The organism is Nocardioides hankookensis (genome assembly GCF_042658885.1).
In the GTDB taxonomy this organism is placed as follows: domain Bacteria; phylum Actinomycetota; class Actinomycetes; order Propionibacteriales; family Nocardioidaceae; genus Nocardioides; species Nocardioides hankookensis.
Window position 1 is genome coordinate 328,332 of record NZ_JBHSRJ010000004.1, and the last position, 19,266, is coordinate 347,597.

The 19,266-nt window shown below is 71.2% G+C and carries 19 protein-coding genes; 16 read left to right on the forward strand and 3 right to left on the reverse strand.

The genetic code is table 11. The annotated features are described in order from the left end of the window. Positions 1-81: 81 nt before the first annotated feature. From ACFPYL_RS07975 to ACFPYL_RS08000, 6 genes are read left to right on the forward strand one after another with little or no spacing between them, the layout of a single operon-like run. Positions 82-1,488, forward strand: a complete 1,407-nt coding sequence (locus tag ACFPYL_RS07975) for a uracil-xanthine permease family protein (RefSeq protein WP_379152709.1) — start codon at positions 82-84, stop codon at positions 1,486-1,488. Beyond that, positions 1,485-2,297, forward strand: coding sequence for an FAD binding domain-containing protein (locus ACFPYL_RS07980; RefSeq protein WP_379152711.1), 813 nt, complete (start codon positions 1,485-1,487; stop codon positions 2,295-2,297). The genes ACFPYL_RS07975 and ACFPYL_RS07980 overlap by 4 nt, the downstream gene beginning before the upstream one ends. Then, positions 2,294-2,794 (forward strand): (2Fe-2S)-binding protein, encoded by a 501-nt coding sequence (locus ACFPYL_RS07985; RefSeq protein WP_379152713.1) that lies wholly within the window; start codon positions 2,294-2,296, stop codon positions 2,792-2,794. Before ACFPYL_RS07980 ends, ACFPYL_RS07985 begins: the two co-directional genes overlap by 4 nt. Then, complete coding sequence (gene cutA, locus ACFPYL_RS07990; RefSeq protein ID WP_379152715.1) at positions 2,791-5,181, forward strand: aerobic carbon-monoxide dehydrogenase large subunit; 2,391 nt, start codon at positions 2,791-2,793, stop codon at positions 5,179-5,181. The genes ACFPYL_RS07985 and cutA overlap by 4 nt, the downstream gene beginning before the upstream one ends. After that, positions 5,178-5,825, forward strand: coding sequence for an SRPBCC family protein (locus tag ACFPYL_RS07995; RefSeq protein ID WP_379152717.1), 648 nt, complete (start codon positions 5,178-5,180; stop codon positions 5,823-5,825). The genes cutA and ACFPYL_RS07995 overlap by 4 nt, the downstream gene beginning before the upstream one ends. Then, positions 5,822-7,195 (forward strand): amidase, encoded by a 1,374-nt coding sequence (locus ACFPYL_RS08000; protein ID WP_379152719.1) that lies wholly within the window; start codon positions 5,822-5,824, stop codon positions 7,193-7,195. Before ACFPYL_RS07995 ends, ACFPYL_RS08000 begins: the two co-directional genes overlap by 4 nt. Here the strand turns inward: ACFPYL_RS08000 and ACFPYL_RS08005 are convergent. Next, positions 7,192-7,449, reverse strand: a complete 258-nt coding sequence (locus ACFPYL_RS08005) for a hypothetical protein (RefSeq protein WP_379152721.1) — start codon at positions 7,447-7,449, stop codon at positions 7,192-7,194. The two genes, ACFPYL_RS08000 and ACFPYL_RS08005, sit on opposite strands and share 4 nt — an antisense overlap. A 955-nt stretch (positions 7,450-8,404) precedes the next feature. Between ACFPYL_RS08005 and ACFPYL_RS08010 the strand changes: the two genes are divergently transcribed. Continuing rightward, on the forward strand, positions 8,405-9,316 hold the full coding sequence (locus tag ACFPYL_RS08010; protein ID WP_379152723.1) for a peptidoglycan-binding domain-containing protein: 912 nt from the start codon (positions 8,405-8,407) through the stop codon (positions 9,314-9,316). Positions 9,317-9,382: 66 nt separating this feature from the next. Next, positions 9,383-10,048 (forward strand): lysophospholipid acyltransferase family protein, encoded by a 666-nt coding sequence (locus ACFPYL_RS08015; RefSeq protein WP_379155403.1) that lies wholly within the window; start codon positions 9,383-9,385, stop codon positions 10,046-10,048. Here the strand turns inward: ACFPYL_RS08015 and ACFPYL_RS08020 are convergent. Further along, complete coding sequence (locus tag ACFPYL_RS08020) at positions 10,021-10,437, reverse strand: DUF5990 family protein (RefSeq protein ID WP_379152725.1); 417 nt, start codon at positions 10,435-10,437, stop codon at positions 10,021-10,023. The two genes, ACFPYL_RS08015 and ACFPYL_RS08020, sit on opposite strands and share 28 nt — an antisense overlap. Before the next feature lie 32 nt (positions 10,438-10,469). Here ACFPYL_RS08020 and ACFPYL_RS08025 point away from each other — a divergent pair, with 32 nt between their 5' ends. The 8 genes from ACFPYL_RS08025 (at position 10,470) to ACFPYL_RS08060 (ending at position 18,591) form a co-directional block, all read left to right on the forward strand. Further along, positions 10,470-11,147: a hypothetical protein gene (locus ACFPYL_RS08025; RefSeq protein ID WP_379152727.1), complete on the forward strand. Its 678-nt coding sequence runs from the start codon at positions 10,470-10,472 to the stop codon at positions 11,145-11,147. 86 nt (positions 11,148-11,233) lie between these two features. Next, a complete protein-coding gene (locus ACFPYL_RS08030) occupies positions 11,234-12,475 on the forward strand; it encodes an amidohydrolase family protein (protein WP_379152729.1) in 1,242 nt (413 codons plus the stop codon). Then, a complete protein-coding gene (locus ACFPYL_RS08035) occupies positions 12,472-14,559 on the forward strand; it encodes a hydantoinase/oxoprolinase family protein (protein ID WP_379152731.1) in 2,088 nt (695 codons plus the stop codon). The genes ACFPYL_RS08030 and ACFPYL_RS08035 overlap by 4 nt, the downstream gene beginning before the upstream one ends. Then, positions 14,556-16,514 carry a hydantoinase B/oxoprolinase family protein gene (locus ACFPYL_RS08040; protein WP_379152733.1) on the forward strand — a complete coding sequence of 653 codons (1,959 nt, stop codon included), beginning with the start codon at positions 14,556-14,558 and terminating at the stop codon, positions 16,512-16,514. The genes ACFPYL_RS08035 and ACFPYL_RS08040 overlap by 4 nt, the downstream gene beginning before the upstream one ends. Before the next feature lie 14 nt (positions 16,515-16,528). Further along, positions 16,529-16,819 (forward strand): hypothetical protein, encoded by a 291-nt coding sequence (locus ACFPYL_RS08045; RefSeq protein ID WP_379152734.1) that lies wholly within the window; start codon positions 16,529-16,531, stop codon positions 16,817-16,819. A 36-nt stretch (positions 16,820-16,855) separates the two neighbouring features. Further along, positions 16,856-17,200 carry a hypothetical protein gene (locus ACFPYL_RS08050; RefSeq protein WP_379152736.1) on the forward strand — a complete coding sequence of 115 codons (345 nt, stop codon included), beginning with the start codon at positions 16,856-16,858 and terminating at the stop codon, positions 17,198-17,200. 18 nt (positions 17,201-17,218) lie between these two features. Next, positions 17,219-17,923, forward strand: a complete 705-nt coding sequence (locus ACFPYL_RS08055; protein ID WP_379152738.1) for a class I SAM-dependent methyltransferase — start codon at positions 17,219-17,221, stop codon at positions 17,921-17,923. 2 nt (positions 17,924-17,925) lie between these two features. Continuing rightward, complete coding sequence (locus tag ACFPYL_RS08060; RefSeq protein ID WP_379152740.1) at positions 17,926-18,591, forward strand: SDR family oxidoreductase; 666 nt, start codon at positions 17,926-17,928, stop codon at positions 18,589-18,591. On the opposite strand, the gene ACFPYL_RS08065 is transcribed toward ACFPYL_RS08060, so the two are convergent. After that, a complete protein-coding gene (locus ACFPYL_RS08065) occupies positions 18,588-19,265 on the reverse strand; it encodes a TIGR00266 family protein (protein WP_379152742.1) in 678 nt (225 codons plus the stop codon). The two genes, ACFPYL_RS08060 and ACFPYL_RS08065, sit on opposite strands and share 4 nt — an antisense overlap. Position 19,266: the final 1 nt, after the last annotated feature.

The window sequence follows — 19,266 nt, forward strand, 5'->3', positions numbered from 1 at the left end:
GTCGCCGTCGTGGGTGTGTCATGGCTCTCACTAGGTTGAGCGGGACTCGGGGCCTGTCCTGACACCGAAAGGGTGTGCGCAATGTCGATGTTCAAGTGGGACGTAGTCGATCCCGCGCCGGGTGAGGCCGTAGCGCCGCACCAGCGGTTGGCGTGGGGCAAGACGGTGGGCCTCGGTGCCCAGCACGTCGTGGCGATGTTCGGGGCGACGTTCGTCTTCCCGATCATCATGGGCCTGAACGCCAACCTCGCGATCATGATGAGCGGTATCGCGACGATCTGCTTCCTGCTGATCGTGAAGGGCAAGGTCCCGAGCTACCTCGGCACCTCGGCCTCGTTCGTCGGTGGCGCCGCTGCGATCTACGCCCAGAACGGTGGCCCCGAGGACGTCACCGGCGCGATCCTGGTCTCGGGTGTCGTCCTCGCCCTCGTGGGCGTGGCGATCCACTTCGCCGGCCCCGGCGTGGTCAACGCCGTGCTCCCGCCGGTCGTCACTGGTGGCGTGGTCATGGTGATCGGGTTCAACCTGGCCGGCGTCGCCACCACCACCTACCTGCCCGCCGACCGGTGGATGGGCCTGATCGTGATGACCGCCGTCATCCTGATGGCCGTCGGCCTGCGTGGCTTCTTCGGCCGGATCGCGATCTTCCTCGGCCTGCTCCTCGGCTACGTGCTCTCCTGGATCTTCGACGTCATCGGCGTCGGCGGGGTCGAGGGCGACCGCGTGAACTGGGACGGGGTCAAGAACGCGGACTGGTTCGGGTTCCCGTCGCACACCGTGTCGGGCCTGGTCGGCAACCAGTCGCCCTTCGGCGGCGCCAACAACATGGACCAGGTCGGCTGGCACTGGCCGTCGTTCTCCATCACCTTCACCCTGCTCGCGCTGCCGGCCGTGATCGCGCTCGTCGCCGAGAACATGGGCCACGTGAAGGCCGTGTCCGACATGACGGGCACGAACCTCGACCCCGAGATGGGCCGGGCCGTCGCCGCCGACGGCGTCGGCACCGTGATCGCGACCGCCGTCGGCGGCTCGCCGACCACGACGTACGCCGAGAACATCGGTGTCATGGCCGCCACCCGCGTCTACTCGACGGCTGCCTACTTCGTCGCGGCGATCGTGGCGATCCTGCTCGGCTTCATCCCGAAGTTCGGCCAGATCGTCTACGCGACGCCCAGCGGCGTCATCGGCGGCATCACCCTGGTCCTCTACGGGATGATCGGCCTGCTCGGCGCCAAGATCTGGGTTGAGAACCGCATCGACTTCGGCAACCCCGTCAACCTGGTGCCGCTGGCGGCCGGCCTGATCTTCGGCATCGGCTACGGGACCACCGGGTTCTTCGCGATCACCGACGACTTCACGCTCGGCGGCATCGCCATGGGCACGATCGTGATCGTCGTCGGCTACCACCTCGCCCGGTGGGTCGCGCCGAAGGGCGCCGATGGGACCATGCTGTCCGTGGGTCACCCCGGAGCGCACGAGAAGCCGTGAAGCCAGCACCGTTCGCGTACCGCCGGCCGGGGACCATCGCCGAAGCTGTCGAGGCCCTGGCCGGCGAGCCGAACGCCAAGGTGCTGGCCGGTGGGCAGAGCCTGGTCCCGCTGCTGTCGATGCGGCTCGCGGCTCCCGCGATGCTCGTCGACATCAACGGGCTCCCGGGCCTGGACACCATCGTTGTGGAGGACGGCGGCGTCCGGGTGGGTGCGCTCGCCCGGCACGCCGCCGTCCTCGCCTCCGACGACGTACGACGCGTGCAGCCGCTCGTCCCGCTGGCGTTGTCGCACGTCGCGCACGCCACGATCCGCAACCGGGGGACCACCGTCGGCTCGCTCGTGCACGCCGACGCGGCGGCCGAGATGCCCGTCGTGCTGACGTTGCTCGGCGGCTCCGTCGAGGTCGAGGGGCCGGCGGGGCGCCGTGCGATCCCGGCCTCCGAGCTGTACGTCGGGCCGCTCGAGTCGTCGTTGCACCACGACGAGATCGCGGTCTCGGCGTTCTTCCCGGCGCTCGCGCCGGGCGCCGGCGTCGCGTTCGAGGAGATCGCCCGCCGCCACGGCGACTACGCGCTGGTCGGCGCGGCGGCCCTCGTCGAGGGTGACTCGGTGAAGGTGGGCTACCTGTCGGTGAGCGACGTGCCGACCGTCGTCGACCTCAGCGGGGTGGCCGACGACGACCTGGGGGAGGCCGCGCTCGCGCAGCTCGACCCCGCGGAGGACATCCACGCCAGCGCCGCCTACCGCGCGCAGCTGGTGCGGGTGCTGACCAAGCGCGTGGTTCTATCGGCTCGGGAGGGCATGTGAGCGAGGAGCTGCACGACGTACGGCTGAGCGTCAACGGCAACACCCACGAGATCCGGGTGCCCGCACGACGGCTGCTCTCCGACGCCCTGCGCCACGACCTCCGGCTCACCGGCACGCACGTCGGCTGCGAGCACGGGGTGTGCGGCGCCTGCACGATCCTCGTCGACGGCGCCCCGATGCGGGCCTGCCTGATGTTCGCGGTCTCCGCGCAGGGCAGCGAGATCACCACGGTCGAGGGGCTGACCAACCCGGACGGCTCGCTCGGGCCTGTGCAGCAGGCCTTCATGGAGTGCCACGGCCTGCAGTGCGGCTTCTGCACGCCCGGCTTCCTGACCACGATCACCGCCGGCCTGCGCGACAACCCCACGCCCACGCACGAGGAGGCCCGCGACATGGTCGCCGGCAACCTCTGCCGCTGCACCGGCTACCAGAACATCGTGAAGGCCGTGGAGAGGGCGGCCGCCCTTCGACAGGCTCAGGAACCGGAAGCCGTATGACCACCAAGCTGATGGGCCAGAAGGTCCAGCGCGTCGAGGACCAGCGCTTCCTGCGCGGCCTGGGGCGGTACGTCGACGACGTCGCGATCGAACAGGACGCGCTCCACTGCGCCGTGCTCCGCTCGCCGCACGCCCACGCCCGGATCGTCGACATCGACGTCGAGGCCGTGCTGGACGTCGAGGGCGTGCACGCCGTTTTCACCTGGGAGGACCTGGCGTCCTGCACGCCGCAGATGGCCGAGCCGCTGCCGCTGCTGATCCCGCACCCGGCGCTCACCCACGGTCGCACGCAGTACGCGCTCGCCAAGGACGAGGTCAACTACGTCGGCGAGGCGATCGCCTTCGTCGTGGCCGACGACCGCTACATCGCGGAGGACGCGGTCGGCCGGATCCGCGTCGACTACGAGTTCCTGCCCGCCGTCGTCGGGGTCGAGGCGGCGCGTGCCGCGACATCGCTGGTGCACGACGACGTGCCCGGCAACGTCGGCGCCCGGCTCGAGCAGCACGTCGGCGACGCGCCCGCAGCGATCGCGACGGCGCCGCACCGGCTCGAGCTCGACCTCACCGTCGAGCGCAGCGCCTGCATGCCGATGGAGGGTCGCGGCACGGTCGCGCGCTGGGACCCCGACCTCAACCGGCTGCAGGTGTGGACGTCGACCCAGAGCTCGACCGGCGTCCGCGCGGCGGTCGCCGTGAAGATGGGTCTCGACCTCGGCCAGGTCGACGTGGTGACCCCCGACGTCGGCGGCGGCTTCGGGGTGAAGATCAACCACCCGTGGCCCGAGGAGCTGCTCGTCCCGATGGCGGCGAAGGTGCTCGGCCGCACGGTGAAGTTCACCGAGGACCGGCGCGAGCACTTCATCTCCTCCGCGCACGAGCGCGGCCAGGTGCAGCACATCGAGGTCGGCTTCGACGACGACGGCCGGCTGCTCGGGCTCGACGTGGAGTTCTGGCACGACCACGGCGCGTACACGCCGTACGGCCTGATCGTCCCGATCATCACCTCGACCCAGCTGCTCGGCCCCTACAAGCCGCAGAACTACAAGGTCGTCTTCGAGTCGCTCTACACCAACACGGTGATGGTCACGCCGTACCGCGGTGCCGGTCGGCCGCAGGGCTGCTACGCGATGGAGCGGACGATGGACGCGATCGCGGCGTACCTCGGCAAGGACCGCGCCGCGGTGCGGGCGGTGAACTTCATCCAGCCCGACGAGTTCCCCTACGACCAGGGGCTGATCTTCCAGGACGGCCGCGAGCTGGAGTACGACTCGGGCGACTACCCGGCGATGCTGGAGAAGACCAAGGCGCTGGTGGGCTGGGACGAGTTCCCGGCGTTCAAGGCGGAGATGGCGGCCGAGGGACGGCAGGTCGGCATCGGCCTTGCCTGCTACGTCGAGGGCACCGGCGTCGGCCCCTATGAGGGCGCGCACGTGCACATCGAGACCAGCGGCAAGGTCAAGGTCGCGACCGGCCTGACCACCCAGGGCCAGGGCCACGCGACGGTCTTCGCGCAGCTGGTCGCCGACGAGCTCGGCGTGAAGTTCGAGGACGTCGAGGTCGTCACCGGCGACACGCGCCGGATGCCGTACGCCGTCGGCACCTTCGCGTCGCGCGCGGCCGTGATGAGCGGCTCGGCGATCCACCTGGCCGCCAAGCGGGCCAAGGAGAAGGCGCTCAAGATCGCCGCCGAGGCCCTGGAGGCCGACGAGAAGGACCTGCAGATCATCGACGGCGTCGTGTCGGTGAAGGGCTCGCCGGGCACCTCGATCGACCTCGGCACGGTGTCCGTGCTGTCCAACCCGCTGCGGTACGCCTTCGACGAGGCGTCCAAGGCCGCGACCCAGTTCTCCGTCGGCGACCCGGGCAAGCCGCCGGTGGCCGAGGACGAGGAGCCGGGGCTCGAGGGCAAGGACTTCTACTCGCCGGAGCGCGCGACCTTCGCGTCCGGCATGCACGCCGTCATCGTCGAGACGGACCCGGAGACGGCCGAGATCACGATCCTCAAGTACGCCGTCGTCCACGACTGCGGCCACCTGATCAACCCGATGATCGTCGAGGGCCAGATCCACGGCGGCGTCGCGCAGGGCGTCGGGGGAGCGCTCTACGAGCGGATGGCGTACGACGAGTCGGGGCAGCTGCTCAACGCGTCGTTCATGGACTTCCTGATGCCCTACGTCACCGAGGTCCCCGACGGCATCGACATCGACCATCTCGAGACGCCGTCGCCCCTCAACCCCCTCGGCATCAAGGGCGCGGGCGAGGCCGGCGTGATCCCGTCCGCCGCCGTGTTCGCCGCCGCCATCGAGGACGCCGAGGGCCTGACCATCACGGCGATGCCGATCTCCCCGTCCGAGCTGTTCACCCTGCGCCAGGAGCACACCCGATGAAGATCAGCGGATCCAACGTCATCCCCTTCCCGGTCGAGATGGCCTGGGACGCGCTGCTCGACCCACGCGTGCTGGTCGCGACCATCCCGGGCTGCGAGCAGCTCGCCGCGACGGGTGAGAACGCCTACGACATGACGGTCACCGCCGGCGTCGCCGCGATCAAGGGCACCTACCAGGGCTCGTGCACGCTGTCCGACCTCAAGGAGCACGAGTCCCTGGTGATGCGGCTCTCCGGTGCCGGCGCGCCCGGCACCATCGACGCCACCGTGCAGGTCTACTTCGGCGAGGCCGAGCCGGGCGTCACCAAGGTCGACTACGAGGCCGACGCGGTCGTCGGCGGCATGGTCGGCGGCGTCGGCCAGCGGATGCTCACGAGCGTCTCGAAGCGGATGGCGGGCGAGTTCTTCGGCAACGTCGCCACGGCGATCGCCCAAGGGCCTGCTCCGGCTCCGGCGGCCGGGGCCGTCGAGACCCCCGCGGGCGCCGGCCCGGCCGACGCGCCCGGTGTGGTCTTCGCGCGTCCTGGGGTCTCGACGAGCTCGACCAGCGGCGGCGGAGACTTCCTCAAGGGCATCGTCGTCGGTGCTGGGCTGGTGGTGCTCGGCGTCGTGGTCGGCGGGCTCTTCGGTCGCCGGCGCCGATGAGCATCTCCGTCGGGTCGACGGCGCGCGAGCAGGCGGACGCCGTACGCCGGCGCGAGATCTCCGCGCGCGAGCTGCTCGACCTGCACCTGGACCGGATCCGGGAGCGCAACCCCGAGCTGAACGCGATCGTCTCGCTCGACGAGGACCGCGCGCGGGCCGGGGCGGCCGAGGCCGACGAGGCGCTGGCCGCCGGCGCCGAGGTGGGGCCGCTGCACGGGCTGCCGTTCGCGTTCAAGGACACCCACGAGGTGGCCGGCTGGCGCACGACGTACGGCTCCCCGCTCTTCGCCGACCACGTCCCCGACGCCGACGAGCTGATCGTCGAGCGCGTACGCCGCGCCGGCGTCGTCGTGATCGGGCGGACCAACGTGCCGGAGTTCGCCGCCGGCTCGCACACGTTCAACAAGGTCTTCGGCACCACCCTCAACCCGGTTGACCCGACCCGGTCGGCGGGCGGCTCGTCCGGGGGAGCGGCGTGCGCGCTCGCGTCCGGGATGGTGCCGCTGGCGGACGGGTCCGACATGGGTGGCTCGCTGCGCAACCCCGCGTCGTTCTGCGGGGTCGTCGGCCTCCGGCCGTCGCTGGGCCGGGTGCCGGAGTGGCCCCACGCCAACCAGTGGGAGACCACGTCGGTCGGCGGCCCGATGGCCCGCAACGTCGGGGACCTCGCGCTGCTGCTCTCGGTGATGGCCGGGCCGGACCCGCGGGCGCCGCAGGCACTCGGCGACCCCGGCGTCACCTTCGCGCTGCCGCTCGCCGGCTCGCTCTCCGGGCTCCGGGTCGCCCTCTCGACCGACCTCGGCGGCGCGATCGAGGTCGACCACGACGTGGCCTCGATCGTCGAGTCGGCGGGCTCGGTCTTCGGATCCGTCACCGCCGCGGCGCCGTTGCTCACCGAGGCCGACGACACCTTCCGCACCCTGCGCGCCTGGCACTTCCAGGCTCGCTTCGGCGCCCTGCTCGCCGGGCACCCAGACTCGTTCAAGCCGTCGCTCGCCGACAACATCCGCGCCGGTGAGTCGCTGACCGGCGCCGACGTCGCCCGCGCGTACGAACAGCGCACCACCCTCTCCGAGCGGATGCGCGAGTTCTTCACGGCGTACGACGTGCTCGTGCTGCCGGTCTCCCAGGTGCCGCCGTTCCCGGCCGACCAGGAGTTCCCGACCGAGATCAACGGCCGCCCCATGGAGACCTACCTCGACTGGATGCGGGCGGCCTACTTCATCACCGTCACCGGCTGCCCCGCGATCTCGGTGCCCTTCGGCACCACCGCCGACGGCCTCCCCGTCGGCATCCAGATCGTCGCCGCGCACGGACGCGACCGGTTCCTGCTCGAGGTCGCTGCGGCGTTCGAGGCGGCGTTGGCCTAGGGATCCCTGCGGGTCCGGCGCCCCAGCGCGAAGCCCGTTCCGGCCGCCAGCACGATGAGCGCCAGCGCCGTCGCCGCCCAGGCGGCAACCCGTGTCCGGGACATCAGCACGATGTCGCGTCCGAGGTCGATCTCGCCGGAGCCCGGGGCGTAGGCGAACCAGCCGTAGTCCCCGTCATCGGTCGACATCGCGAACAGCACGACGCTGAGCACGAGCAGCACCAGGACGGTGATCGCCCAGAGGTATCGACGCATGCGGGTATTCAACCGCCCGACCTGGGTGCTGGAGGTGTACGCCCCGATGGTTTGCCACGCACGTGCGTTCATAGTGAACGCACGTGCGTGCAAGAAATCAGGTCACCGTGCGACCCCCGAGCGAGAGGTCCGTCCTGCGGATCTCATCCACAGGACCGGTGGAAAACCTGTGGATTCTTTGCCGGGAAGTGTGGAGAAACGACCCCGGACCTGTGGAGCAACCGGGCAGTCCGGTGGAACCGAAGGAATGTTGGCGAAAGCTCTTGCGCGGCCCGTTCCGGAGGGCATAGAACTTCTCCCACGCCCTCCGGCAACGGGGAGCGGGACAGCTCGAAGGTGAGGGTCCGTACGACGAAGAGCCGGCTTGCCGGGGACGCGTCGCGGCGACTGGATGACGAAGTCGTTGGGGCCGGAATCGACGAGAGGTCGATCGGGAGCGTCATCAGTACCGGTCACCTGGAAGGCCCTTGCGACTCATACTCGCAAGGGCCTTTCTTCATTTCCTGGGTGGTTTCGAGGCTTGCTCCGCTCGCACCTCAACCACCGTCGATCCCGCTCAACTGTGGGGATCTGAGCGTTTTCTGTGGACAACCGGGGCCACTTCTGTGGACGAAGACGCCCATTTCGGTGGAACCAGAAGAATGTTCCGGAAAGCTCTTGCGCAGCCCGTTCCCGAGGGCATAGAACTTCTCCCACGCCCTCCGGCAACGGGAGGCGGGACAGCTCGGAGACGAGGGTCCAGACGAGAACGAACCGGCTTGCCGGGGAGTGATCGCGGCGGCGAGATGACGACGACGCCGGGGCCGGAAGAGAAGAGCAGTCGATCGGGAGCGTCATCGGTACCGGTCAACCGAAGGGCCCTTGGAACTCATACTTCCGAGGGCCCTTCACCTATTTCCGGGCACGAGGGTTATCCCGCTAGCCGGTCGATCACCGTCCGTGTTGCGGTGGAGGCATGACTCGGGTCTCTCGCATCGCCGTCGTCCTGCTCCTGGCCGTCCTCAGCCTCGCGCTGACGCGGCCGGCGTACGCCGCCACCTACCCGACGCTCAGCACCGGCGCGACCGGGGCCAACGTCACCAGCCTCCAGCACCTGCTCACCTCGCGCGGCTACTCCACGGCCGCCGACGGCGACTTCGGCAGTGGCACGAAGGCCGCCGTCCAGGCGTTCCAGTCGGGCGCCGGCCTGGGCGCCGACGGCATCGCCGGCCCGGCGACGTTCGGCGCGCTGGTCAGCACCCTCCGGCAGGGCGACAGCGGCCCGGCGGTGCAGGCGCTCCAGGTGCAGCTGGTCAAGCACGGCGCGTCGGTCACCGCGGACGGGGCGTTCGGTCCCGCCACCGACAGTGCGGTCCGCAGCTTCCAGTCCTCGGCCGGCCTCGGCGTCGACGGTGTGGTGGGGCCGGCGACCTGGCAGGAGCTGCTCGGCACCGGGGGCGGCGGCTCGACCCCGGGCACGACGTACGACTCGCTCTCCGAGGAGCAGAAGCAGAACGCGCGCACGATCATCGGCGTCGGCCAGCAGGCCGGCGTGCCGGAGTACGGCTGGGTGGTCGCGCTCGCGACGGCGATGCAGGAGTCCACGTTGATCAACGTCGACTACGGCGACCGCGACTCCCTCGGCCTCTTCCAGCAGCGCACCAGCCAGGGCTGGGGGACCGACGCGCAGATCCTGGACCCGGTGCTCGCGAGCAAGGCGTTCTACGGCGTCGCGACGCACACCTCCAACCCCGGCCTGACCGACATCAGCGGCTGGCAGTCGATGACCGTCACCCAGGCCGCGCAGGCGGTGCAGCGCTCGGCGTACCCCGACGCCTACGCGAAGTGGGAGAGCCTGGCGCGCGACATCGTCGCCCACGAGACGTGAGACGCCCACCTCCCAAGACGCGGAGTCGGCTGACCGACCGGTAACCGCAAGACTGGTCGGGTGGTCATGTACTCGGTCCTCCACGCGGTCGTCCCGCCGGTCGCGAAGCTGGTGTGGCGCCCGACGGTGACCGGTCTCGACAACGTGCCGCGCACCGGGGCCGTGCTGCTGGCCAGCAACCACCTGAGCTTCGCGGACTCGCTCGTCATCCCGATCGTGGCGCCGCGCAAGGTGCACTTCCTGGCCAAGTCCGACTACTTCCGCGGCGGCGGGATCAAGGGCCGGCTGCAGAAGGCGTGGTTCGAGGGGATGGGGATGCTGCCCGTCGACCGCGACGACCCGCGCGCCGCGATCGCCAGCCTCGACACCGCGCTCGAGGTGCTCGGCCGCGGCGACGCGTTCGGCCTCTACCCCGAGGGCACCCGCTCCCGCGACGGCCGCCTCTACCGCGGCCGCACCGGCGTCGCCCACCTGGCCCTCACGGCGGGCGTGCCTGTCGTCCCGGTCGGCATCACCGGCACCGAGAAGCTCCAGCCCGTCGACGCCCGCTTCCCGCGCGTCGTACCGGTCTCCATCAGCTTCGGTGAGCCGATCCAGGTCGTCGGTCGGTACGACGGCGTGCCGCTCGGCAAGGCCCGCCGGCAGATCACCGACGAGATCATGACCGCCATCCAGGCCCTCACCAGCCAGGAGGAGGCGGGCATCTACAACGAGCGGGCGCCCGACGCCTGAACGTCCCACGAGATCGCTGGCGGGTGCACCCGCGCGCACCGCGGAGCACCCTGCTCGTCGGTGAGCGACACGGTCGCCACCAGGGTGTCGTCGTCCCCGGCCGACGGTGCGCCGGCGAGCATCAGCTTCGCCCGCCGGAACATGCCCCAGTCGTCGCCGACGGGGGAGCCCCAGGTCAGGTAGAGGAACCGCTCGCCGCGCTTGCCGTGGACGGCCGGGCCACGGACGTCGCCGTCGACCACCCGGACCTCGGTCTCCCAGCGCGCCGACTGCGCGTCGCCCGGCACCGGGTCGACCGGGTCGGCCCGCACCTGCAGCGCGACGTGCACGTCGGCGTACGACGCGAACGCGCGGCCGGGCAGGTCCCGGCCCTCGATGACGATCCGCATCCTCCGAGTGTGCCGTGCGGTAGAAAGGGTCGGTGCCCCGGCGAGCGGTCCTCTGCGTGCTCGTCGTGCTGGTGGTCGCCGGATCCGTCGCCGGCTGCTCGTCCGACGACGACCTCCAGGGCGAGTGCGCTGCGCGGATCCTGGTCGGCGGGGAGGTCTTCCGCCCGGTCAACGGGATGAACGTCCCGCGTCGTGGCACCGCCCGCGACGAGGGCGCCTGGGTGGGCTGCGACGGGTCGGAGCAGCCGTCGATGGGGACGGTGGACGTCTACGAGGTCGAGGGCGCCGACCCCGGCGACGTGCTGCTCGCGGCGGAGGAGGGCGGTGACTACGTCTACATGCGGGAGTCGATCCCGTGGGCGGAGCGGCCACAGCTGGTCGTCGACCGCGCCCGCTACGTGCCGTGCACCGGGCCGGCGACACTGACCGGTCGGTGGCTCTGGATCGACCCGGAGGACGTCCCCGACCAGGAGGACCTGGCCGCCGTGCACCCGCCGTACACCGCGGCCCTGCAGGCGCGCGAGGGCACCGGCATCGGACTCGACCGCTGGGCCGAGGTGATGGTGCCGGTCGAGATCACCGCGGCCACCCGGCCGGCGCCCGACGAGACGTTGCTGCGCCAGGTCCTCGAGGACGACGTGCCCGTCACCGTGCGGCTCGCCTGCCGTGGCACGGACTTCGAGGCCGTGCGGATCGCACCCGCGCGCTGACCCTGGCAGACGTTGCCGGAGCGACGCCTGGCCGTCGGCAAGGTCTGCCGTGGTCCGTCGCCACCGGGGCCCGGTTGAATCGACCCGTGCCCACCCACCAGCTCCTGATCGCCGACGCCAGGCTCCGCGGCCGCGAGGGGCGGTGGCAGGTCGGCATGGACGACGGCCGGATCACCGCCGTCACCCAGGACAGGCTCAGCGCGACCCGGGAGATCGACGCCGCCGGCGGCCTCGTCACCGAGAGCTTCGCGAACGGCCACATGCACCTCGACAAGGTGCACACCCTGGACCGGATCGGCGACGCCGCGCTCACGGCGTACACCTCCGGCGACATGGGCTCCGCCCTCACCTCCATCGAGCTCGCGTCCGCCGTGAAGGCGGGCTACGACCGCAGCTGGATCGAGCCCAACGCACGGCGCGCGGTCCTCCAGGCCGTGCGGTACGGCGTCCGGCACGTGCTCGCCTTCGCCGACGTCGACACCAAGGCGCGGCTGGAGGGCGTGATCCCGCTGCTCGCCCTGCGCGAGGAGCTCCGCGGGGTGGTCGACCTCCAGGTCGTGGCGTTCCCGCAGGACGGCCTGCTCTGCGACCCGGGCGCCGAGGAGCTGGTCCGCGAGGCCGTCGACCTCGGCGCCGACGTCGTCGGCGGGATCCCGTGGATCGAGCACACCGACGCCGAGGCCCGCGAGCACGTGCGCCGGATGTGCGTGCTGGCCGCCGCCCACGGACGCCGGGTCGCGATGCTCGTCGACGACGCCGGCGACCCGCACCTGCGGACGACCGAGATGCTCGCCGCCGCGATGATCGAGCACGGCCTGGTCGGTCGTGGCGTCGCCAACCACGCCCGCGCGATCGGCCTCTACCCGCGCCCCAGCCTCGAGCGACTCGCCGGCATCGCCCGCCGCGCCGGGCTCGGCTTCGTCAGCGACCCGCACACCGGTCCGCTGCACCTGCCGGTGCGCGAGCTGACCGCGATGGGGTTGCCCGTCGCGCTCGGCCAGGACGACATCGAGGACGCGTACTACCCGTTCGGCCGCCACAACATGGTCGAGGTCGCGTTCCTCGCCGCCCACGCGCTCGAGGCCGTCGACACGGCCGGCATCGACCTCGTCTACGACGCCGTCACCACGACCGCGGCGCGGGTCCTCGGCGTCGAGGGCCATCGTCTCGAGGAGGGCGGCAACGCCGACCTCGTCGTGCACCACCACCCGACGCTGCGCGCCGTGCTCACCCACCACGACGCGCCGGCGTACGTCGTCGCGTCGGGCAGGCTGGTGGCCAGCTCGACCACGACCACCGACTTCTACCTCGAAGGGGACCAGCGATGACCCGGCGGATCCGGATCGGCATCGACACCGGAGGCACGTTCACCGACGTCGTCGCCTTCGACGAGGACTCCGGCGAGCTGGTGACCACCAAGACGCCGTCGACGCCGAGCAACCCGGCCGACGGCTTCCTCGCCGGCATCGACAAGGTGCTCGGCCTGCTCGGCGCGACCGGCGCCGACATCGACGCGGTCAGCCACGGCACCACGGTCGCGACCAACCAGCTGCTCGAGGGCAAGGTCGACCGGCTCGGCTTCATCACCAACACCGGCTACGAGGCGATGCTCGAGATCGCCCGACAGTCCGTCCCCGACGGCTACGGCAACTCCTACTTCTGGGTGAAGCCCGACCGGATCGTGCCCCGCGACCTGGTCAAGGGCGTCGAGGGCCGTCTCGACGTGAACGGCGAGGAGGTCCGGCCCTTCGACGAGGACGGCGCCCGCGCCGTCGCCCGCTGGTACCGCGCCCAGGGCATCACCACCCTCGGCGTCTGCTTCCTGCACGCCTACGCCAACCCGGTCCACGAGGAGCGGATGCGCGCGATCCTCGCCGAGGAGCACCCCGACGCGATCGTCTCGCTGTCGAGCCAGGTGCTCCGCGAGTACCGCGAGTACGAGCGCGCGATGACCACCCTCGTCGACGCCGCCGTCAAGCCGCGGCTCTCGGCGTACGTCCGCAACATCGCGAGCCGCCTCGCCCAATACACACAGCAGGGCCTCGACGACCGGACCATCCCGTTCTACGTGATGAAGTCCAACGGCGGCGTGCTCTCCGCCGACGAGGTCGTGCACCAGCCGATCACGACCGTGCTGTCCGGGCCGGCGGCCGGTGCGCTCGGCGCCGCGCTGATCGCCAAGGTCGCCGGCTTCGACAAGGTGCTGACCTCCGACGGCGGCGGTACGTCGACCGACGTGTCCGTGGTGATCGACGGCGAGCCGACGCTGACGACGGAGGGCTCCGTCGGCGCCTTCCCGTCCAAGATCCCGATGATCGACGTGGTCACCGTCGGCGCCGGCGGCGGCTCGATCGCCTGGCTCTCGCCCGAGGGCACGCTCAAGGTCGGCCCGCAGTCGGCCGGCGCCGACCCCGGCCCGATCTGCTACGGCAAGGGCGGCAGCGAGGTCACCATCACCGACGCCCACGTCTTCCTCGGCCGGATCCCTCCGCACCTGCTCGGCGGGGAGATCCCCCTCGACGTCGACGCCGCGCGCGCCGGCATCGAGGCGCTCGCCGCCCGGCTCGGCATGACGCCCGAGGCGTGCGCCGCCGGCGTCCTGGAGATCTCGGCGTGGAACCAGGCCAACGCACTGCGCCAGGTCACCGTCAAGCGCGGCCTCGACGTCCGCGACTTCACGCTGACCACCTTCGGCGGCTCCGGCTCGCTGCTGCTCTGCCGGCTGATGGACGTGCTCGGCATCCCGACCGTCCTGGTGGCGCCGAACCCCGGCAACGTCTCGGCGTTCGGGCTGCTCACCGTCGACGTGAAGAACGACTACGTGCAGACCCACGTCACCCTCGCCGACCAGCTCGACCCGGCCGTCGTGACAGGCGTGTACGACGCGCTCGCCGCGCAGGCCGCCGAGGCGCTGACCAAGGAGGGCTTCGACCCGGAGGAGCACCAGTTCGTGCGGACCGCGGACCTCCGCTACTTCGGTCAGGCCTTCGAGGTGCGCGTGACGGTCCCGGCGGGCGAGCTCGACCCAGCCGCGGTCGCCGACGCGTTCCACGCCGAGCACAAGGCGCTCTACGGCTACGACTTCTCCGGGGATCCGACCCAGCAGGTCGAGTGGGTCAACCTCCGCGTCTCCGGGATCGGCCCGATCCAGCGCCCCGACATCAAGCGCCACGGTCTCGATACGCCGGCTCCTTCGTCGCCGGCTACTCGACCAACGAGAAGCGTCTGCTTCGAACCCGCGGACGGCTACGTCGAGACGCCCGTGCTCTGGCGACCGGACCTGCTGCCGGGCACCCGCATCGAGGGCCCGGTCATCATCGAGGAGTTCGGCTCGACGGTCCCCGTGCACCCCGGCTTCGACGTACGCGTCGACGAGTACCTGAACCTGATCGTGACGAGGAGCCAGGCATGAGCCGGCGCGCACCCACCGACTTCCCGTTCGGCCACCTCACCGACGACGCCGGCGCGAGCGCCGACCCGGTGCTGGTCGAGATCGTCCAGGGCTCCCTGGCCTCCGTCGAGATGGAGGTCGAGACCGCGATCGGGCGCACCAGCCGCAGCCCGATGATCCGCGACGCCCACGACTTCCGCGCCGGCATCCACGACCGGTTGCTGCGCAAGCTCACCGGCCGCTCGTACTCCGCGCTCGTGCACCCGGTCGCCCGCGACTTCCCGATCGAGGAGATGCAGGAGGGCGACGTCTTCTTCCACAACGACGTCTACCGCTCCGAGGGCGGCATCGGGCACCTGCCCGACCTGTGCGTGACGGTCCCGGTCTTCAGCGGTGGCAAGGTCGTCGCGTTCGTCCAGGCCTTCGGCCACCACGACGACATCGGCGGCGCCGTACCCGGCTCCATGCCGTCCAACGCCACCAGCGTCTTCGAGGAGGGTCTGATGGTCCCCCCGATCCGGCTCTGGGACGCGGGCGTCCCCAACCGCGCCGCGCTGTCGATCATGACCCGCAACTCGCGGATGCCGGAGTCGCTGGCGGCCGACCTCGACGCGGAGTGCTCGGCCTGCCTGATGGGCGCGCGCCGGCTCGGCGAGCTCTTCGACCGGTACGGCGTGGACACGGTCGAGTCGTGCTTCGACGCGATCATCAGCCGCACCACCGAGACCTACCGTCGCGAGATCCTGAGCCAGATCCCGGTCGGCTCCTGGGTCTGGGAGGACTACGCCGAGCACGACGGCGTCGACGAGCCGATGCTGCACACCCAGCGCATCACGCTGACCCGCACCCCCGCCGACGATCCCGGAACTGATGGGCACCGTGGTGAGCGGCTGATCCTCGACTTCGACGGCACGTCGCCCCAGGCGAAGGGGCCGATCAACCACTGCGGCGACTACAGCGACGGCGTCTTCCTCAAGAAGTGGCTCGCGCCGATCCTGCGCAACCTCGCCGAGAACCCCGAGCGGATGGCCGAGCTCGACGTCAACGAGGGCATCGTGCCGCTCATCGAGATGCGCTTCCCCGAGCCGGGCACCCTGCTCACACCGGTCTTCCCGGCGCCGACCAACGCGCGCACGTTCGTGATCCTGCGGTTGCTCGGCGTGCTCGCGGGCGTCGTCGCCAAGGCGGTCGACGGCCGGATGCCGGCCGACCAGGAGACGATCCGCTACACCGGCGTGTACGGCGACGACCTCGACGGCCGGCCCTACCTCATGCGCGAGGTGCTCGGCGGCGGCTCCGGCGGTCGCTACTACGCCGACGGCGAGGACACGATCCACGTCGTGCCGGACTCGCGGAACCTGCCGTCCGAGTTCACCGAGGCGCGCTTCCCCTTCCGGGTCGAGTCGCTGTCGTTGGCGATGGACAGCGGGGGAGCGGGCCAGTTCCGAGGCGGCCTCGGCTACGAGAAGCACATCCGGATGCTCAAGGACGGCCACTTCATGTCCATCGCGGACCGCTCGATCCTGGCCTGCTGGGGCGTGAAGGGCGGGCTCGCCGGCAAGCCGTTCGAGGTCGTCATCGACGCCGGCGGGCCGAACGAGCGCGAGGTCGACGCCCTCGCCGACGCCGAGCCGGTCGCCGCCGGCGAGGTGATCCGGATCCGCACCACCGGTGGTGGCGGCTGGGGCAACCCGCTCGACCGCGACCCCGCCCTCGTCGTCCGCGACGTGGTCTGGCGCAAGGTCTCGCCCGAGGCCGCGCTCGCGTCGTACGGCGTGGTGCTCACCGGCTCGCTCGACGACGACTCGTTGGCGTACGACGAGGCCGCGACGGTCGCCGAGCGGTCCGCCCGCCCGGCCGCGTCCGAGGCGTTCTTCGACCGCGGCCCGGGCTACGCGCAGCTCGCCGAGGGGGCGGCGTACGCCGAGGTGGACCTGGTCCAGCAACAGGCGCACCATGGAGGGCACGGCGCCTGAGGAAGGTGATGCCGATGGGCACGACCGATGTCCTCCGCAGCTCGATCCAGCACAGCCAGGGGCGGCTCTCCGACCGGCTCGGCGAAGCGCGGTCGATGGAGGCCGCCCGGGACCGGCCACGCGACGGCCACGAGCGGATCGACGCGTTCCTCGCGCTGACGAGCATGCACCTGCACGCGGTCGACGCCGTGCTGCTGCCGCCGGCCCGGCGCAAGGTCGCCGACGGGGGCGAGCTCGTGCACGACTACCTGCGCTCCAGCAAGGCGCTCGAGGTCGAGCTCGCGCACGTGAAGGCGCACGAGTAGGGCTCGGTCTACGAGACGTCGTACGGCTGGGGCGACGTGTGGGCCGACGTCGAGGTCGCGACGACCGACCACCAGCGCCACGAGGAGGTGCTCGGTGACCGGCTGAGCGACACGCTCGCCGACGACGACCTCGACCTGCTGGCGCGGCGCCTCTTCGCCGCTGAGCTGGCGGCGCCGAGCCGGCCGCACCCCTACACGCCGCACACCGGACCGCTGGGCCTGGTCGCCCGCCGGGTGATGCACGCCGTCGACCTCTTCTGGGACACCGCCGAGGGACGCATGGTCCCGGAGCCCGCCCGCGAGCCGAAGAAGCGGCCGGGGCTGGTGGCGCAGTACTTCCTGGCTGACCCGCGTTTCGACGAGGAGCAGCGCGGACGGTAGGTCGCTACGCTCCGACGGGTGAGCACCGACAACCCGCTCGAGAAGTACTTCCGCGCCAACGACAAGCGCCTGATCCACAAGTGGATGCACTTCTTCGAGATCTACCACCGCCACTTCGAGCGCTTCCGCGGCAAGCCGGTGACCGTCCTCGAGTTCGGGGTCAGCCACGGTGGCTCGCTGCAGATGTGGCGCGACTACTTCGGCCGCAAGGCGACGATCTACGGCGTCGACATCGACCCGCGGTGCGCCAAGCTCGGCGGCCGGCGCACCAAGGTCTTCATCGGCGACCAGGAGGACCGCGACTTCCTGCGCTCCATCGCCGACGAGATCGGCCCGATCGACGTGCTCATCGAGGACGGCGGCCACACGATGGGCCAGCAGATCGCCACGTTCGAGGAGCTCTACCAGCGGATGGCGCCCGACGGCGTCTTCCTGATCGAGGACCTGCACACCAGCTACTGGGAGCGGTACGGCGGCGGCTACCGGCTGCCCGGCACCTTCATCGAGTACGCCAAGGGGCTGACCGACCAGCTCAACGCCTGGCACTCGCGCGAGGAGGGCTTCGTCGTCGACGAGTTCACCCGCACCACGAAGTCGATGCACTGGTACGACAGCATCATCGTCTTCGAGCGCGGCCCGGTCTCCCCGCCGCACGCCGAGCGCACCGGCCGCTGGAGCTTCGGCAAGAACAAGGGCACCGTCGCGACGTACGACGAGGAGTAGTGGTGCGCGTCGCTGTGCTCGGCGGTCACGGCAAGACCGGCCACGCCGTCTGCGCCGCCCTCGCCGACCGGGGTGCCGACGCCGTCCCGCTGGGCCGCGCCGACTGGCCCGACCTCCCCGGTGCGCTCGCCGGCTGCGCCGCGGCGTACGTCGTCGCGCCCAACCTGCACCCCGACGAGCCCGCCTACGTCGAGGAGGCCCTGGCGGCGGCCCGGGACGCCCATGTGGAACGAGTGGTCTACCACTCCGTCGCGTCGCCGTACGTCCCCGCGATGCCGCACCACCTCGGCAAGGCGCGCGCCGAGGACCTGGTGCGCCGCTCCGGGATGCGGTGGACGATCCTCCAGCCCGGCGCCTACCTGCAGAACCTCGACCTCTCTGGCCCGGTGCGGGTGCCGTACGCCGTGACCGCGCCGTTCGGCCTCCTGGACCTGGCCGACCTCGGCGCCGCCGCCGCGACGGTGCTGCTCGACGACGGTCACGACGGCGCGACGTACGAGCTGGCGACGCGGACGACGACGGTGGCCGAGCTCGCCGCGGAGGCCGGGGTCGACGCCGAGCGGGTCGACGACCCCGGCACCCATCCGTGGCTGAGCGCGATGTTCGCCTACTACGACCGCCACGGGCTGCCGGTCGGCACGCTCCCGCTGCGGGCGCTGCTGGGCTAGTTGCTGTTGTTCTGCGGCAGCTGGGGGATCAGCCAGCCGAGGAAGGCGTCCTGGCTGCGGGTCTGGAGGTAGATCCGGCCGGGGCCGGTGAGGTCGCAGACCAGGCCCTCGCCCGAGAAGAACGTCGACTTCCAGTTGCCGACCTTGCGGACGTTGTACTGGATGCCGTCGGTCCAGGCGACCATGTGGCCGGTGTCGACCGTGTAGGTCTGGCCCGCCTGGAGGTCGATCGAGTGGATCGCGCCGTAGCTCGACAGCACCAGGTCGCCCTGACCCGCGACCCGCAGCATGAAGAGTCCCTCGCTGGAGAAGAACGTCTTGCCGCCGCCCCACTTCGTGTCGACCTCGAGCCCGGCCGACGACGCGAGGTAGGAGCCCGACTGCACGAAGAGCGTGCCGTTGAGCGGCCAGTGCACGATGTCGCCGGACAGGGTGGGGGCGAGGTAGAGCTCGGCGCCGTCCGTCTGGGCGGTGTAGGTGTTCATGAAGAACGACTCACCGCCGAGCAGGGAGCGCTTGAGGCCCTTCATGATGCCGCCCTGGGTGGTGGTCTCCATCGCGATGCCCGGCGACATGGCGAGCATCGCACCGGACTCGGCGCGGACCACCTCCCCGACGGTCATGGTGAGCTTGGCGGCGGCGTACGCCGGGCTGTAGAGGATCTCGGTCTGCATG